Here is a 15,961-nt window from a genome sequence, read left to right as displayed (position 1 = left end):
GCCTCAGTTCTCCTTCCGCTGAGCGGATCGCTGGGCGAGTGTCCTGGTGATGACCACCCGCAGTTCCTTCTTGCTGACCTTGCCGACCCCGGTCTCCGGGAAACGGTCGATCACCTCGACCCGGTCGGGCAGCTTGTAGTCGGCCAGTCCTCGTTCCCGCAGGAATGCCTTCACCGTGCCGAGTTTCAACCGTCGTCCGGACGGCATCGACGCGCTGGGTACGACGAACGCGCAGGTGCGCTCACCGAGGTAGTCGTCCGGCATGGAGACCACCGCGACGTCGTGTACCCAGTCGTGCGCGAGCAGGTGGTTCTCCACCTCCTCGGCGGCGACCTTCTCGCCGCCACGGTTGATCTGGTCCTTCGCCCTGCCCTCGACCACCAGGTAACCCTCCGGGGTCCGCCGCACGACGTCGCCGGTCCGGTAGAAGCCGTCCTCGGTGAAGGCGATCGCGTTGTGCTCGGGGGCGCGGTAGTAGCCGCGGATGGTGTACGGGCCACGGGTCAGCAGGTCGCCGGTCTCGCCGGGGGCGACCTCGGCACCGTCCGGGCCGACAATCCGGATCTCGTCGTCCGGGGAGATGGGCCTGCCCTGGGTGTGCACGACGAGCTCGTCCGGATCGTTCAGGCGGGTGTAGTTGACCAGTCCCTCCGCCATGCCGAACACCTGCTGCAGGGTGGCGCCCAGTTCCGGTCGCACCCGGCGGGCGGCCTCGGCGCTGAACTTCGCGCCACCGACCTGCAGAACGTCCAAAGTAGACAGATCGTGCGCGGTGCGGGCGGCGGCGTCGAGCCACACCAGCGCCAGCGGCGGTACCAGCGCGGTGATCGTCACGCCCTCGCGTTCGATGAGCGGGAACGCGACCTCGGGTGACGGGCCGGGCGCCAGCACCACGGTGCCGCCCGCGTACAGGACACCGAGGGTTCCCGGTGAGCTGAGCGGGAAGTTGTGCGCGGCGGGCAGTGCGACGAGGTACACCGAGCGCTCGCCGAGTTCGCAGATCTCCGCGCTGGCCCGGACGCTGTAGAGGTAGTCGTCGTGGGTGCGCGGGATGAGTTTCGGGACGCCGGTGCTGCCGCCGGAGAGCTGCAGGAACGCGAGATCGTCCGGTGCCGGCCGGGGACCGACGTACGGCTCGGCCACGCGCAGCCCGTCGAAGGGCAGGTACGGCCCCGGATCCCCGGCGACGATCACGTGCCGCGCCCCGCCCACCCGTGCGGGCAAGCCCTCGGCGAGCCGCCGATGGTCGAAGCCCTCGTGCACGTCCGGGATCACATACGCGGCGGCGTCGGTGAACTCACAGAAGTAGCCGATTTCCGAGGCGCGGTGCGAGGGCAGCGCGAACACCGGCAGCGCGCCGATGCGGAACAGCGCGAACACCGTCTCCAGGAACTCGGCGACGTTCGGGAGCTGCACGACGACGTGGTCGCCCGCGCCGATGCCGAGCGCGGCGAACCCGCCCGCCACCCGGGACACCCGCTCGGCCAGCTCGCCGTAGCCGATCCGGCGGTCACCGTCCACCACCGCCGGGGCGTCCGGCCGGACGCGGGCCCGCTCGTCGAGGATCCCGCCGAGCGTCGCGCCGGTCCAGTACCCGGCCGCGCGGTACCGGGCGGCGAACTCGGCGGGCCAGCCGGGCGCGTCTGGCGCGTCTGGCGAACCGGGTGTGCTCGGCGCGGTCACAGGCCGAGGTCCAGACCCATGGCGCGCAACAGGACGCGGAACTTCGCCGAGGTCTCGGCCAGCTCGTCCGCGGCCTCGGAGCCGGGCATGATCCCGCCGCCCGCGTACAGCCGCATCCGGGTACCCGCGATCTCGGCACAGCGGATCGCGATCGCCCACTCCCCGTCACCGGCGGCGTCGACCCAGCCCACCGCGCCCGCGTAGTAGCCGCGGTCGAAGGGCTCCAGCTCGCCGATCGCGGCCCGCGCGGCGTCCGTCGGCGTGCCGCAGATGGCCGGGGTCGGGTGCAGTGCCTCGGCCAGGTGCAGTGCGGTGATCCCGGGATCGGCGAGTTCGCCGGTGATCGTGGTGGTCAGGTGCCAGACGGCCGGGTTGGCCTCCAGCGAGGGCGTCGCGGGCACGTCCAGCGTCCGGCAGAACGGGCGCAGGGTCTCGGCGATCATCTCGGTCAGCACCGCGTGCTCGGCCTGGTCCTTCACCGAGGCGGCCAGTTGCCTGCCGCGTTCGGCGTCGGTGGCCGGATCGGCGGAACGGGGAGCCGAACCGGCGTGCGGGTGCGAGCGAATCCGGTCACCGCTGCGGCTGACCAGCAGTTCCGGGGTGGAGCCGACCAGCGTGCGGCCACCGGGCAGCGGGGCGGCGAAGGTGTACCCGGCGGGGTTGTCGGCGGCCAGGTTGGCCAGGATCGAACGTCCGGTGACGGTCTCGGCGAAGTCCAGGTCGAGTGCCCTGGCCAGCACCACCTTGCGCAGGCGGTTCGCCCGCAGTGCGCGCACGGCCTCCTCGACGGCGCGCATGTGCCGCTCCGGCTCGGGCACGGCGGTGGTGGCGACCGGTTCGGGCAGGGCCCTGCGCTCGCGTCCGGCCAGCGCCGGGTGCAGCGGTCCCGAGGTCCGCACGGACTCGGGGACGACCAGGTGCGCGAGGTCGGCCCCGTCGGCGGACGGGGTGAACGGCAGCGCACCCACCGCCAGCGGGGCGCCGGATTCGCGCAGGGCCGCGGCGACCGTGTCCGCCTCGGCACCGTCGAGTACCCGCCTGGCGCCCGCGGCCGCGATGGTCCGCTCGGCCGTGGCGAGCAGGAAGTCGCCCGGACCGTGCCCGTCGAGCAGTTCGACCGGGGTCGCCGCTCGCCCGTGTGTCGCCGTCATCGCGTTCTGTACTCCCTCGTCCGGGGTGTCCGGCTGTGGTCGTCTGCTGGGGGTGCCGGGGCGGGTCACGCCCGTAACGTCGCTCCCCCGTCGACGTAGAGATCGTGCATGGTGATGTGCCTGGCCCGGTCGGAGGCGAGGAACAGCACGGCATCGGCGACGTCGCCGGCCTCGGCGAGCCTGCCGAGCGGGATCCCCACCTTGAACGCCTCCGGGGAGCCCGTCAGCACACCGTCCTTTGTAGACACTCCGCTGGCCCACATTCCTTGCTGCATCGGGGTGTCCGTCGATCCGGGCGCCACCACGTTGCAACGGATGCCGTACGGGGCGAGTTCCAGTCCCAGCGACTTGGTGAACATCGTCGCGGCCGCCTTGGACGCGGCGTAGGCGGCCATTCCCTGCCGCGGCACACCGGCGGCGTTGGAGCTGACGGTGACCACACAGCCACGCCCGCGCGGGATCATCCGCCTGGCGACCGCCCTGCTCATCGCGAACACCCCGCCCGCGTTCACCGCGAAGAGGGCGTCCCAGTCGGCGTCGGCGGTGTCCACCACGGCTCCGGTGCGCAGGATCCCGGCGACGTTGACGAGTACGTCGATCCGCCCCGCCCCGGCCTCCACCTCGGCGACCAGGCGGTCGGCGGCGGCCCGGTCGGCCACGTCGAGACCGTGCGCGGTGACCGTCCGGCCCGCGCCGGTCAGTTCGGCCGCGAGCGCGGCCACACCGTCGGCGTCCAGGTCCGCGGCGGCCACGGTCGCGCCCGCTACGGCGAAGCCGCGGGCGACGGCGGCACCGATACCCTGGGCCGCACCGGTGACCAGCACGGTACGCCCGGCGAACTCGTCCACGTCCGGCATCGTCGTCTTCCCGGGCCCGGACGTCACGCCGTGCGCGCCCGGCAGGCAGGCCCCGCCGCGGACGGGCGGCCCGCGTCCGGCGTGCGGACGGCCGGCGGGAACAGCGTGGGCGTCATCTTCGCTCCGAGGGTCCGGTCGGCCTCCGCCGACTCTCCTGCGCTCCCGGCCGTTTTCGACAGGATACGCGGAGAGTTAGGCTAGCCTTCCCTCATGGCGCTGTCACGTGCTGCCCGAAAAGGTGAGACGGCACACGCGGTGACCGGATCGGCCACGGGGCCGCGCGGCGAGCGCGCCACCGAGCGCATACCCCGAGGTTAATCACACGATCGTGGCGAACGGAAGAGCCATCGGACAGACACACACGGCGACAGCCGGCCCGGCGGACGACACGGGACGGAGTGCGAAATCACGGAATCGGCGTACCGGAGGACGCGACACGCGGGCGGCAGCACCACCGGCGGACATTCCGGCCACCGCGGGCGAGCGCCGTGTCACCGGCAGATGAACAGGCCGGCGATGGCCCGGAACGCGCCCGTGGGTGGAACACGCTGCCAGGCAGCGCCTTCCACCCACGAGACGTGAGCTGGGAAAACGTTACTTCAACGCGTCGAGCAGGGCTTCGCGCTGGCGCTCGCCGAGGCCGGCGGCGCGCCGGTCCGGATCGATGCCGGCCTGCTCGAGGAGGGCGGCAACCTTCACCGCACCCAGACCAGGTACAGCCTTGAGCAGCTGCGTCACCTTGGTCTTGCCGATGGTCTTGTCCTCCTTGGCTTTGCTGAGCACCTTGTCGATGCTCTGCTCACCGGACTTGATCGACGCAAGCAGCTCCGAGCGGGCCTTACGCGCCTCGGCCGCCTTGGCCAGGGCTTGCGCACGCTGCTCCGGAGTCAACGTAGGCAGAGCCAACGTATTAGTCCTTCCTTCTCAGGTGTCCGCTGGAAGCGGCGACGGTCCGGACTCGAAAGTGCTTGCAACGGCAAGCGCTGGCCAGACCGCCTCGTACCACGGCCCAGTAAACGCCACCTGGGACTTTGCCGTGGAACCGACACGCACTTACTACCCGGTAGGGCCACGGCTGGCAACCCGCCGTACCTGGTGAACGCGGTGAGAACCCGTGACCGAACGGTTGCCTCGATTGGTCGTGCCCGGTTCCTTCGCTCGGCCTAGAGTCGCGCGTAATCGCCAGTTAACGACACGAACAGCGTCGGAGGTCCCCATGTTGAGCACGATGCAGGACGGGCAACTCACGTTGGCGCGCCTGCTGCAGCACGGCAGCACGGTGCACGCCGCCAGCGAGGTCACCACCTGGACGGGTGAGGGCGCGCGGCGGTCGACCTACGGCGAGGTCGGACGCAACGCCGCCCGGCTGGCGAACGCCCTGCGCGGACTCGGGGTCACCGGCGACCAGCGCGTCGGCACCTTCATGTGGAACAACGCCGAGCACCTCGAGGCCTATCTCGCGATCCCGGCGATGGGCGCCGTGCTGCACACGCTGAACATCCGGTTGTTCCCGCAGCAGCTCGTGTTCGTGGCGAACCACGCCGAGGACCACGCGATCATCGTGGACGGGACGCTGGTTCCGCTGCTGGCCAAGCAGTTGCCGGAGATGAGCACCGTCCGGCACGTGATCGTGGCGAACGGCGACGCTGCCGCCCTGGACGCCCCCGAGGGCGTCCAGGTGCACTCGTACACCGAGCTGCTGGCCGCCCAGCCGGACACCTTCGACTGGCCGGAGATCGACGAACGTTCCGCCGCGGCGATGTGTTACACCTCGGGCACCACGGGTGACCCCAAGGGGGTCGCGTACTCACACCGCTCGATCTGGCTGCACTCGATGCAGGTCTGCATGAGCGACTCGATGAACCTGTCGCAGTCGGACAAGGCACTGGCGATCGTGCCGATGTTCCACGCGATGTCCTGGGGCCTGCCCTATGCGGCACTGATGGTCGGCGCGTCGCTGGTGATGCCGGACCGGTTCCTGCAGCCGGGCCCGATCGCCGAGATCCTGGCCGCCGAGAAGCCCAACTTCGCCGCCGCGGTGCCGACGATCTGGCAGGGCCTGCTCGCGCACCTCGACGCCAACCCGCAGGACATCTCACACATCCGCGAGGTGGTGGTCGGCGGTTCGGCGGCGCCGCCGTCGCTGATGCACGCCTTCGAGGAGAAGTACGACGTCCCGGTGCTGCACGCCTGGGGCATGACGGAGACCTCGCCGCTGGGCAGCGTGGCGCGCCCGCCGGCGAGCGCGACCGGCGACGAGCGCTGGCGGTACCGCTACACGCAGGGCCGGTTCCCGGCGAACGTCCGCGCGCGGCTGATCGACGACAACGGCGAGGAGAAGCCGTGGGACGACGTCGGCGTCGGCGAACTGGAGGTGCGGGGGCCGTGGATCGCGGCCTCCTACTTCGGCGGCGAGGACGTCGATCCAGAGAAGTTCCACGACGGCTGGCTGCGCACCGGCGACGTCGGCCGGATCACCCCGGACGGCTTCCTGACGCTGACCGACCGGGCCAAGGACGTGATCAAGTCCGGCGGCGAGTGGATTTCCTCGGTGGACCTGGAGAACCAGGTGATGGGTCACCCGGCCGTCGCCGAGGCGGCGGTGATCGGCGTGCCGGACGAGAAGTGGGACGAGCGGCCGCTGGTGGCCGTCGTACTGCGGGAGGGCGAGAGCGCGAGCGCGGCACAGTTGCGCGAGTACCTGACGGACAAGGTCGCGAAGTGGCAGCTCCCGGACAACTGGGCCTTCGTCGAGGAGGTCCCCAAGACCAGCGTCGGCAAGTTCGACAAGAAGCGCCTGCGCGCCTCGCACTCCGAGGGCAAGCTCGACATCGCCGAACTCTGACCACCACCCCGCCCACCCCACCTGCCCGCCCCCCGCCCGCGAAGCGCGGTGACCGCAATACGTCGACATATTGCGGTCACCCCCGCCGCAATTCGTCGACGTATTGCGATGCCTTGTGCACGAGGTATCGCAATACGTCGACATATTGCGGCGGCAGGGGGCGGAAGGGTGGACATGGAGCGGCGGGTGGCGTAGCGCGTACACCCAAACGTGATTAGTTTTCGCGTTTTGCTTCCGGTTCGTTCATCCGCTCGCTAACCTCGTCCGGCATCGTGCGATCGGCGAGCAGGCGGACGGACGGAACGGGGAACGAGATGGCCGGACTGACCAGGCGCGGTTTCGTCACCGCCACCGGAGCTGCCGGAGCCGGACTGCTCCTGTGCACGCCGACGGCGAGCGCGATCGACCGCGCGCTGAGGGAAACGGCGAAACGTGCGATCAGCGCGACGGGCACCACGCTCGAAGCTGCGGCCGCGCCGGTCACCGACGGGCCCGCGTACACGCGGCTCGCCGCCGGGCCCGGCTGGGGGCTGGCCGTACGGCAGGATCTGGTGCCCGGCAAGGACGGCCGGGACGACCGCCGGGTCCCGCTCGCCTCCTTCGTCCAGTTCACCGACCTGCACATCACCGACACGCAGAGTCCGGCCCGGTTCGAGTACCTGCACCCGTTCGCCAGTGGCGCACACCGTCCACAAGAGACACTCGGACCGGTCGCGACGACCTCGCTCGTGCGACGGGTCAACAGCCTGCCCGGCGGACCGTTCACCGGACGCCCCTTCGACTTCCTGATGACCACCGGCGACAACACCGACAACCACGAACTCGCCGAACTCGGCTGGTTCCTCGGCCTGCTCAACGGCGGCACCCTCACCCCCAACACCGGCGACCCGGCACGGTACGAGGGCGTGCAGGACTCCGGATCCCCGACGTACTGGAATCCCGGTACCCCGCTGGACGACGCCTACACCGCCAAGGGATTCCCGCAGATCCCCGGCCTGCTCGACGCGGCGATCACGCAGTTCACCTCGCCGGGCCTCGACATCCCGTGGTTCTGCACCTTCGGCAACCATGACAACACCCCGATCGGCACGCTTCCGGCGAACCTGCCCGGGATCGAGCACTGGTACACCGGCTCGAAGAAGGTCATCGGCAAGGACGAGAGCACGGCAAGGCGCATGGCGTCCACATTGGACACTCCAGGCGCGGCCATCCCGCTCGGCGAGCTGTTCGGCGAGTCCGGGCTGATCCGCGAGGTGACACCGGACGAGAACAGGGCCCCGTTCGACACCGGCGAGTTCGTCCGCGCGCACCTCGACCCGGCGAACACCGGGCCGGGCCCGGTCGGCCACGGCTTCACCGAGGACAACGCGGACGGCCGCGAGGTGTACTACACCTTCCGCGTCGCCCCCGGCATCACCGGCATCAGCCTGGACACGACGACCCTGGCCGGTTTCGCGGACGGTTCGATCGGACTCGCCCAGTTCGGCTGGGTGGAGCGCACACTGAAGGCGGGCAGCTCCGTCCACTACGACTTCTGGGGGAACCGGGTCACCCAGGACGTCACCGACGAACTGTTCGTCCTGTTCAGCCACCACACCAGCGGCACGATGACGAACATCCTCCCGGACTCCCGCCGTCCGCTGGAGCCGCGGCTGAACGGCGACACCTTCGTCGATCTGCTCACCCGCTTCCCCAACGTGCTGGCCTGGGTCAACGGGCACACGCACCGCAACGAGATCGTGCCGCACACCGGGCCCTCGCCGGAACGCGGATTCTGGGAGATCAACACGGCCTCGCACGTGGACTTCCCGCAGCACGCCCGCGTCATCGAGATCGCCGACAACGCGGACGGCACGCTCTCGCTGTTCACCACGCTGGTCGAGTCGGCCGCCCCGTACGCCGCCTCCTACGAGGACGCCACACCGGACGGACTCGCCTCGATCTACCGCGAACTGTCGTACAACGACATCCACGCGGACCTCGGACAGGTCGGGGTGGACGCCGACCGGAACACCGAGCTCGTACTGGCGAACCCGGTCGGCACCGCCATGCGCCGCTGAGTTTCCGCTGCTCAACGCCCGCCGGCGGGCACGGCCGCGCGAGGAATCGCGGCCACCGCCGAGCGGAGCGACGGGAAACTGTTTACAAGACCACCCGAAACGGCGAAAATCCTTGACGGCCGCGCGCTCCGACGACGGCCGGTTGAGCGAGGGTTGGAGCTTTCATGCGGGGACGTCTCAGCGCGATGACTCTGGCGGTGGTCGCCGCGACCGCCGCCATCACGGCACCGGCGACCGGCGCGGCAGCGGCCGAGGACGAGTCGATCGACTACCACCAGTGGACCTCGGCGGACTTCTCCGCCGGTGAACTCGCCGGGGTGACCGCCGGCCCGGAAGGCGTGCGTATCGGCACGCCCATCGGGACCGTCGACCGCACCGAGGCCGCACTGGGCACGACACGGACGTACGAGTACGGCCAGTGGACCTCGCCCGGCTTCGAGCCGGGGTTCGACGCCTCCGAGCTGATCGCGTCCTGGAACGCCGCGACGCCGCCGCAGACCTGGATCCAGGTCGAGGCGAAGGCGAAGACGGCGGCCGGTGCGGACACCTCCTGGTACATCCTCGGCCAGTGGGCCGACGGTGACGGCGAGGTCCTGCGCACCAGCGTGGACGGCCAGGACGACGCGAACGCGGCCGTCAGCGTGGACACGCTCACCGCGAAACCCGGTGTCGCGCTGCGCTCGTACCAGCTCCGGGTCAGCCTCTACCGCGAGGTCGGCACCGAGGTCACGCCCACGCTGACCACCGCGGGTGCGATGACCTCCCAGGTCCCGGCCCGCTCGGAGGTCCAGGTGTCCCCGCCGGGACCGGCCACCGGCAAGGAGCTGCCCGTGCCGCGGCACTCGCAGAACATCCACGCGGGCAAGTACCCGGAGTACGGCGGCGGCGGTGAGGCGTGGTGCAGCCCCACCTCGACGCAGATGGTGGTGGAGTTCTGGGGCAAGGGCCCGAGCGAGGAGGAACTCTCCTGGATCCCCGGCGACTACGTGGACCGGACGATCCCGCACGCGGCCCGCTACACCTACGACCACGCCTACGACGGCACCGGCAACTGGCCGTTCAACACCGCCTACGCGGCGCGCTACGGACTCAAGGGCCACATCACCCGGCTGCACTCGCTGACCGAGCTGGAGTCCTACATCGACAGGGGCGTCCCGGTGATCACCTCCCAGTCGTTCCTGGAGAGCGAACTGGACGGGGCGGGTTACGGCACCGCGGGCCACATCATGGTGGTCGTCGGCTTCACCGAGAACGGCGACGTGATCGCGAACGACCCGGCCTCGTCGAGCAACGAGGCCGTGCGCAACGTCTATCCGCGGGCCCAGTTCGAGACGATCTGGCAGCGCACGAAGCGGATCGACGAGAACGGCGCGGAGGCGAGCGGTCCCGGCGGCATCGCCTACATCATCGAGCCGTAGCGCCCGTCCGGCGGTACAAGCGATGCCCGGCCACCGCGGTGGCCGGGCATCTTGTACCGCGCGTTTTTCCGGACGCGGTGAAAACGCGATACGGCACATCGCGGTGTCGCCATATGCGCATGTCCCTGGCAAGCTGGCCGCTGAGAGTCACACGTACGCAGAAACGAAGGTGTTCGCTGATGCCGCAAGAGGTACAGGGCGTCGTTGCCCGCGCGAAGGGTGAGCCGGTCTCGCTGGAGACTGTGGTGGTTCCCGATCCCGGCCCCGGCGAGGCCGTGGTGTCGATCAAGGCCTGCGGCGTCTGCCACACGGACCTGCACTACCGGGAGGGCGGGATCGAGGACAAGTTCCCGTTCCTGCTCGGTCACGAGGCCGCCGGGTACGTCGAGCAGGTCGGCGCCGGGGTCACCGACATCGCCCCCGGCGACTACGTGATCCTGAACTGGCGTGCGGTGTGCGGCGTCTGCCGGGCATGTAAGCGCGGAAAACCGTGGTACTGCTTCGACACCCACAACGCCGCCCAGCCGATGACGCTGGCCGACGGCACCCCGCTGAACCCGGCGCTGGGCATCGGTGCCTTCATCGAGAAGACACTCGTCCACAGTGGACAGTGCACGAAGGTCGACCCGGCAGCCGAGCCCGCCGTGGCCGGCCTGCTCGGCTGCGGCGTGATGGCCGGGATCGGCGCCTCGATCAACACCGGTGCCGTGTCCAGGGGCGACAGCGTCGCGGTGATCGGCTGCGGCGGCGTCGGCGACGCGGCGATCGCGGGTGCGCGGCTGGCAGGCGCGGGCACGATCATCGCCGTCGACATGGACGACCGGAAACTGGCGTGGGCGAAGGACTTCGGTGCCACGCACACGCTCAACACCAAGGGCAAGAGCCAGGACGAGGTGGTCGAAGCCATCCAGGAGCTGACGAACTCGTTCGGCGCCGACGTGGTGATCGACGCGGTCGGCCGTCCGGAGACCTGGAAGCAGGCCTTCTACAGCCGCGACCTGGCGGGCACCGTCGTGCTGGTGGGGGTGCCGACCCCGGACATGACCCTCGACGGCATGCCGTTGATCGACTTCTTCGGCCGTGGCGGTTCGCTGAAGTCGTCCTGGTACGGCGACTGCCTGCCGGAGCGCGACTTCCCGATGCTGGTCGACCTGTACCTGCAGGGCAGGCTGCCGCTGGAGAAATTCGTCACCGAGCGGATCCAGCTCAGCGGTGTGGAGCAGGCGTTCGAGCGCATGCACACCGGTGACGTCCTGCGCAGCGTGGTGGTGTTCGACTGAGCTGGACGGCCCCCGCGCAGGCACCGCCGGACCCGGATTCCTTTCCGGACACGGCGTTTCCCGCCGATCCGTACCCCGGCGCGCGGCCGGACGTCTCGTACGTCCACGCCTACGCGACGGGGCATCCGCTGCTGCCGTCGTGGCGGCTGTCCGGTACCGGGCAGCCGCTCGACGACTGGCTGACCGCGCTGGGCGCACCGCCGCTGGCCGGCCGCCACCCGGTGCTCGCGTACGGGTCGAACATGTGCCCGTCGAAGATCACCTGGCTGCGGTCCGCGCTGGGCCTGGCCGGCCCGGTGGTGGTGCTGCGTGCGCAGTGCCGGGACCTCGCGGCCGTGTGGGCCGCTGGATTCCGGGAACGTGACGGCCAGCGTCCGGCGACGATCGTCGCGGCCCCCGGTGTCGTCGAACGGCACGGCCTGTGGCTGGCGACCGCCGAGCAGTTGACCACGCTGGACGCCTGCGAGGGCCGTGGCGTGCGCTACGACCTCGCCCGGCTGCACTCCGGCACGGTGACGCTGGACGACGGCACGGTCGTGCCGGATCCGCTGGTCTACCGGGCTGCCCCGCCGGGGCCGTCCGGGTACCCGGAGGACAGCAGGCTGCCGTTGCTCGTCGACGGCGCGCCGGTGCGCTGCGCGGAGGTGCCCCAGGTCGCGGCCGCCGCGCTGGCCGGCAGCGCTGCCCCGTCCGACGGACTCGACGTCACGGTCGCGCCGTCCGGATCAGCTTGCCGGGGTTGAGGATCCCGGCCGGATCCACGGCCTGCTTGGCCGCGGCGAGCACCCCGACGCCGAGTTCCCCGATCTCCTCTGCCAGGTAGTCCGCGTGGTCCACGCCGACGGCGTGGTGGTGCGAGATGGTGCCGAGCGGGCCGTGACCGGTACCGGCCCCGGAGATCGCCGCGCAGGCCGCGCTCTTCGCCCGCTGCCACTGCCCGGCCGGGTCACCGTCCTCGCGGGCGGCGAGCACGGTGAAGTACAACGAGGCACCCGTCTCGTAGGCGTGCGAGATGTGGCACATGATCACCGGCTCGTGGCCGCCGGCGGTGAGTGCGCCGGTCAGCGCGGTACGCACCGCATCACGCAGCCGGTGCACGCCGGACCAGTGCGCCGCCGTCTCCAGTGTCTCCACGCAGACGCCGAGATCCAGCAGGGCGTCCCGCTGGCGCGGGCCGTGGAAGCGCCCCTTCCGCCAGGTCTCACCGAGCGGCTTGACCGCGATCGCCCCGTGCTCACCGAGGATGCGCACGGTCTCCTTGCGGCGGGCGGAGATCCGCCGTTCCGAGGATCCGTGCCAGCCGAGCACCAGCAGGCAGGGTTCGGCGATGCCGCGGACGGTGAGGTACCGGCGCAGTGCGGCCGTCTTCCAGCCCGCGTTGAGGGAGAGCGAGACCTCGGATTCGTCCACATCGGACAGCCGGGTGACGTCGGCGAGGTCGCCGGCCTGCGCGAGTGCGCGCATGGCGGCGGCCCCGCGCTCCCAGCCGTCGAGGACGAAACCCTCGAACCGCTCGGCCTCGGGCACCGGCCGGACCCGGAGAGTGACCTCGGTGATGACGCCGAGCGCGCCCTCGCTGCCGAGGACGAGCTGCCGCAGGTCCGGGCCCGCGGCCGAGGCGGGAGCCACGCCGAGCGTCCACTCGCCTGCCGGGGTGGCCAGCCGGACCCCCGCGACCATGTCGTCGAACCGGCCGTAACCCGAGGACGCCTGCCCGGCGGAACGGGTGGCGGCGTATCCGCCGATCGTCGCGCGCTCGAAGGACTGCGGCACGTGGCCGAGAGTGAGCCCGTGCTCGGCGAGCAGCCGTTCCGCCTCGGGCCCGCGCACGCCCGCCTGCAGCACGGCCAACCGGGAGACGGGGTCGACCGAGACGAGCCGGTCCAGCCGCGCGAGGTCGAGCGCGATCACCGAGGACTTGCCGCCGCGCAGCGCGTTCACACCGCCGACCACGGAGGTGCCGCCACCGAAGGGCACCACTCCGACGTCATGTGTCACGCACACGTCGAGCACCTGCCGGACCTGTTCGGGGTCCGCCGGGAGCACCACGGCATCGGGGACATCGAGTTCGCCGTGATGCCGGTGGCGCAACAGGTCCAGGTACGAGAGGCCGCCGCTGCGGCCGAGCCGGTCACCGCGGCCGGTGAGCACCTCGTCCGCGCCGACCACGGCCTCCAGCGCCGCTCGTGCCGGTTCGCCCAGCCGCGAGTCGGGGACGACGACGGCCGAGTCCGGGGAGATCGGAGCCTGCTCGCCGAGGCTGCCGATCCGGGCGGTGAGCCAGCGCAGGGCCTTGGGCGGGAGGTGCGCACCGGCCCCCGCTTCCGGGGTCCAGGAGTGCCGCAGCCGGTGGTCAAGGATGTCGTTCACGAGTACAGTGTGACACATGAACGGCAAACGTCACGTACTGGCGGAAGGCGACGCCGGGTCCTCCACCGGATCCCCGGCGGCCGCCCGCGCTCGCAGCGCCCTCGCCGACGCCCGGGAGCGGGTCGCCGCCGGCCGCGTCGCCGACGACACGTTGCTCGACGCCGCCCGCGACTGCGTGCTCGCCGCCGGCGTGCGGCGGACGACACTGGCCGAGATCGCGCGCACCGCGAAGGTCAGCAGAATGACGCTGTACCGCCGTTTCCCGGATGTGACCAGTGTGCTGGCGGCACTGATGACCCGCGAGTTCGGTGCACTGGTCCAACGAGTGAGCCTGGCCGGGGATGCGGCGTCGACCATGCGGGAGCGAATCGTGCACAGCGGGGTCGCGACCGTGCGGGCGCTCGCCGCCGACCCGCTGATGCGCACCGTGCTCGACGTGGACGCCGACCTGATCCTGCCCTACATCGTGCAGCGCCTCGGCAGCACGCAGCGCCTCGCCGAGCAGGTGATCACCGGGATGCTGCACCAGGGGCAGGCGGACGGGTCGGTCCGGCTCGGCGAGCCTCGCGCCCAGGCGCGCTCGCTGCTACTGGTGATCCAGTCGTTCGTGTTCTCCCTGCGCGCCGCGACCACCGGCACCGACCCGGTGCCCGAGGAGGACCTGCTGACCGAGCTGGCCCACGTGCTCGACGCCGCACTGAGCCCGGTGCCCGCCCGGGGCCGGGCATGATCCAGGGCTCACTCAACGCCCGCCGCCGTTCCGCCGAGCTGGACCGGCTGGCCGAGGGCGAGAAGGTCGACGTACTGGTGGTGGGCGGCGGGGTCACCGGCGCCGGGATCGCGCTCGACGCGGCCTCGCGCGGGCTGTCCGTCGCGCTGGTCGAGGCACACGACCTGGCGTTCGGCACTTCGCGCTGGTCGAGCAAGCTCGTCCACGGCGGGCTGCGCTACCTGGCGAAGGGTGACCTCGCACTGGCGCACGAGAGCGCGGTGGAGCGGGGGGTGCTGATGACCCGCACGGCACCGCATCTGACCCGGCCACTGGCGAATGTACTTCCCTTGTACGGCAGTACTTCCCGTGGTCAGCGCGCGCTCGTGGGGGCCGGGCTGCACGCCGGGGACGCGCTGCGGCGGGCGGCCGGAACGCCGTCCTCGGTACTGCCCCGGCCGCGCACGATCTCGGCCGCCGAGGCACTGGCACTCGCGCCGGGCATGGAGCCGGCGGGCCTGCGCGGTGCCCTGCTGTCCTTCGACGGCGCGCTCACCGACGACGCCAGGCTGGTCATCTCGCTGGCGCGCACGGCGGCCCGGTTCGGCGCCCGGATACTGACCCGGGTGCCCGCGATCGAGATTCGCGGCGACCGGGTGTGGGTACGCGACGGGATCACCGGCACCGAGTTCGAACTGCGGGCACGGCAGGTGGTGAACGCCGCCGGGGTGTGGGCGGGCACGCTGGTGCCCTCGGTGCGCCTGCGTCCGTCTCGGGGGTCGCACCTGGTGCTCGACGCCGGCACGACCGGGATCTCCGAGGCGGCCGTGCTGGTGCCGGTGCCGGGTGAACTGAACCGGTTCGTGTTCCTGCTCCCCCAGCCCGGCGACCGGGTCTACCTCGGCCTGACCGACGAGCCGCTGGACGGCGACATCCCGGACGTCCCGCGCGTGCCACAGTCCGATGTGGACTTCCTGCTGCGGGTGGGCTCCTCGGTGCTGCGCCGGACACTGTCCGAAGAGGACGTACTCGGCTCGTATGCCGGACTGCGCCCGCTGATCGAGCTGCCCGGAGGCTCCGCCCGTAGCGCGGACCTCTCCCGCAAGCACGCCGTGCTGACGTCGGACGACGGCACGATCACCGTCGTGGGGGGCAAACTCACCACGTACCGCAGGATGGCCGCCGACGCGGTGGACGCCGCGGTGGCGCGGTCCGGGTTGCACGCGGGCCGGTCCCGCACCGACCGGCTGCCACTGCTCGGCGCCGCCCCGAGAGAACGTCTATCCACAGTGGATGCCCCCGCTCGGCTGGTGGCGCATTACGGTACCGAGGCGCCCCGGGTGGCGGCGATCGGTGAACTGGACCCGGAACTGGCGCGGCCACTGTTCGCGGGGACCGAGATCACCGCCGCCGAGATCGTCTGGGCGGTGCGGCACGAGGGCGCCCTCGACGTCGACGACGTACTGCACCGGCGCACCCGCCTCGGCCTGGTCGCCGCTGACGCCGCGGCGGCCGAGCCGCTGGCCAGCGAGCTGGTGGACCGCGCGCTGAACGGCCTGCACACCGTCTGACTTCTGCCCGCACAAGC

Annotated in this window: 12 protein-coding genes; 7 read left to right on the top strand and 5 right to left on the bottom strand. The window is 71.3% G+C overall.

Features of this window, described 5'->3' with window-relative positions; genetic code table 11:
- Positions 1–3 precede the first annotated feature (3 nt).
- From CFN78_RS24740 to mihF, 4 genes are all read right to left on the bottom strand, one after another.
- On the bottom strand, positions 4–1,683 hold the full coding sequence (locus CFN78_RS24740; RefSeq protein ID WP_094865418.1) for a (2,3-dihydroxybenzoyl)adenylate synthase: 1,680 nt from the start codon (positions 1,681–1,683) through the stop codon (positions 4–6).
- On the bottom strand, positions 1,680–2,834 hold the full coding sequence (locus CFN78_RS24735) for an isochorismate synthase (protein WP_094865417.1): 1,155 nt from the start codon (positions 2,832–2,834) through the stop codon (positions 1,680–1,682). Before CFN78_RS24735 ends, CFN78_RS24740 begins: the two co-directional genes overlap by 4 nt.
- A gap of 65 nt (positions 2,835–2,899) precedes the next feature.
- Positions 2,900–3,691, bottom strand: a complete 792-nt coding sequence (locus tag CFN78_RS24730; protein ID WP_094865416.1) for a 2,3-dihydro-2,3-dihydroxybenzoate dehydrogenase — start codon at positions 3,689–3,691, stop codon at positions 2,900–2,902.
- 594 nt (positions 3,692–4,285) lie between these two features.
- A complete protein-coding gene (mihF, locus tag CFN78_RS24725; RefSeq protein WP_094865415.1) occupies positions 4,286–4,597 on the bottom strand; it encodes an integration host factor, actinobacterial type in 312 nt (103 codons plus the stop codon).
- A gap of 310 nt (positions 4,598–4,907) precedes the next feature.
- Between mihF and CFN78_RS24720 the strand changes: the two genes are divergently transcribed.
- The 5 genes from CFN78_RS24720 to CFN78_RS24700 all read left to right on the top strand — a co-directional run bounded on the left by CFN78_RS24720 (position 4,908) and on the right by CFN78_RS24700 (position 12,037).
- Complete coding sequence (locus tag CFN78_RS24720; protein ID WP_094865414.1) at positions 4,908–6,536, top strand: long-chain fatty acid--CoA ligase; 1,629 nt, start codon at positions 4,908–4,910, stop codon at positions 6,534–6,536.
- A gap of 314 nt (positions 6,537–6,850) precedes the next feature.
- Positions 6,851–8,596, top strand: a complete 1,746-nt coding sequence (locus CFN78_RS24715; RefSeq protein ID WP_094865413.1) for a TIGR03767 family metallophosphoesterase — start codon at positions 6,851–6,853, stop codon at positions 8,594–8,596.
- 164 nt (positions 8,597–8,760) lie between these two features.
- Complete coding sequence (locus CFN78_RS24710) at positions 8,761–10,014, top strand: peptidase C39 family protein (protein WP_094865412.1); 1,254 nt, start codon at positions 8,761–8,763, stop codon at positions 10,012–10,014.
- Between the two features lie 179 nt (positions 10,015–10,193).
- On the top strand, positions 10,194–11,294 hold the full coding sequence (locus CFN78_RS24705) for an S-(hydroxymethyl)mycothiol dehydrogenase (RefSeq protein ID WP_094865411.1): 1,101 nt from the start codon (positions 10,194–10,196) through the stop codon (positions 11,292–11,294).
- 242 nt (positions 11,295–11,536) lie between these two features.
- Positions 11,537–12,037, top strand: coding sequence for a gamma-glutamylcyclotransferase (locus CFN78_RS24700; RefSeq protein ID WP_338065549.1), 501 nt, complete (start codon positions 11,537–11,539; stop codon positions 12,035–12,037).
- Here the strand turns inward: CFN78_RS24700 and CFN78_RS24695 are convergent.
- Positions 12,000–13,664, bottom strand: coding sequence for an FAD-binding oxidoreductase (locus CFN78_RS24695; RefSeq protein ID WP_094865409.1), 1,665 nt, complete (start codon positions 13,662–13,664; stop codon positions 12,000–12,002). The genes CFN78_RS24700 and CFN78_RS24695 overlap by 38 nt on opposite strands.
- Positions 13,665–13,680: 16 nt before the next feature.
- Here CFN78_RS24695 and CFN78_RS24690 point away from each other — a divergent pair, with 16 nt between their 5' ends.
- Both CFN78_RS24690 and CFN78_RS24685 read left to right on the top strand, forming a co-directional pair.
- Complete coding sequence (locus CFN78_RS24690; RefSeq protein WP_094865408.1) at positions 13,681–14,394, top strand: TetR/AcrR family transcriptional regulator; 714 nt, start codon at positions 13,681–13,683, stop codon at positions 14,392–14,394.
- The gene (locus CFN78_RS24685) at positions 14,391–15,944 is read left to right on the top strand and encodes a glycerol-3-phosphate dehydrogenase/oxidase (RefSeq protein WP_094865407.1); all 1,554 of its coding nucleotides are present in this window, start codon (positions 14,391–14,393) and stop codon (positions 15,942–15,944) included. Before CFN78_RS24690 ends, CFN78_RS24685 begins: the two co-directional genes overlap by 4 nt.
- The last annotated feature ends 17 nt before the right edge of the window (positions 15,945–15,961 follow it).

The organism is Amycolatopsis antarctica, from assembly GCF_002262875.1.
GTDB classification, from domain to species: Bacteria; Actinomycetota; Actinomycetes; order Mycobacteriales; family Pseudonocardiaceae; genus Amycolatopsis; species Amycolatopsis antarctica.
This window is presented reverse-complemented; position numbering and strand designations above follow the sequence as displayed.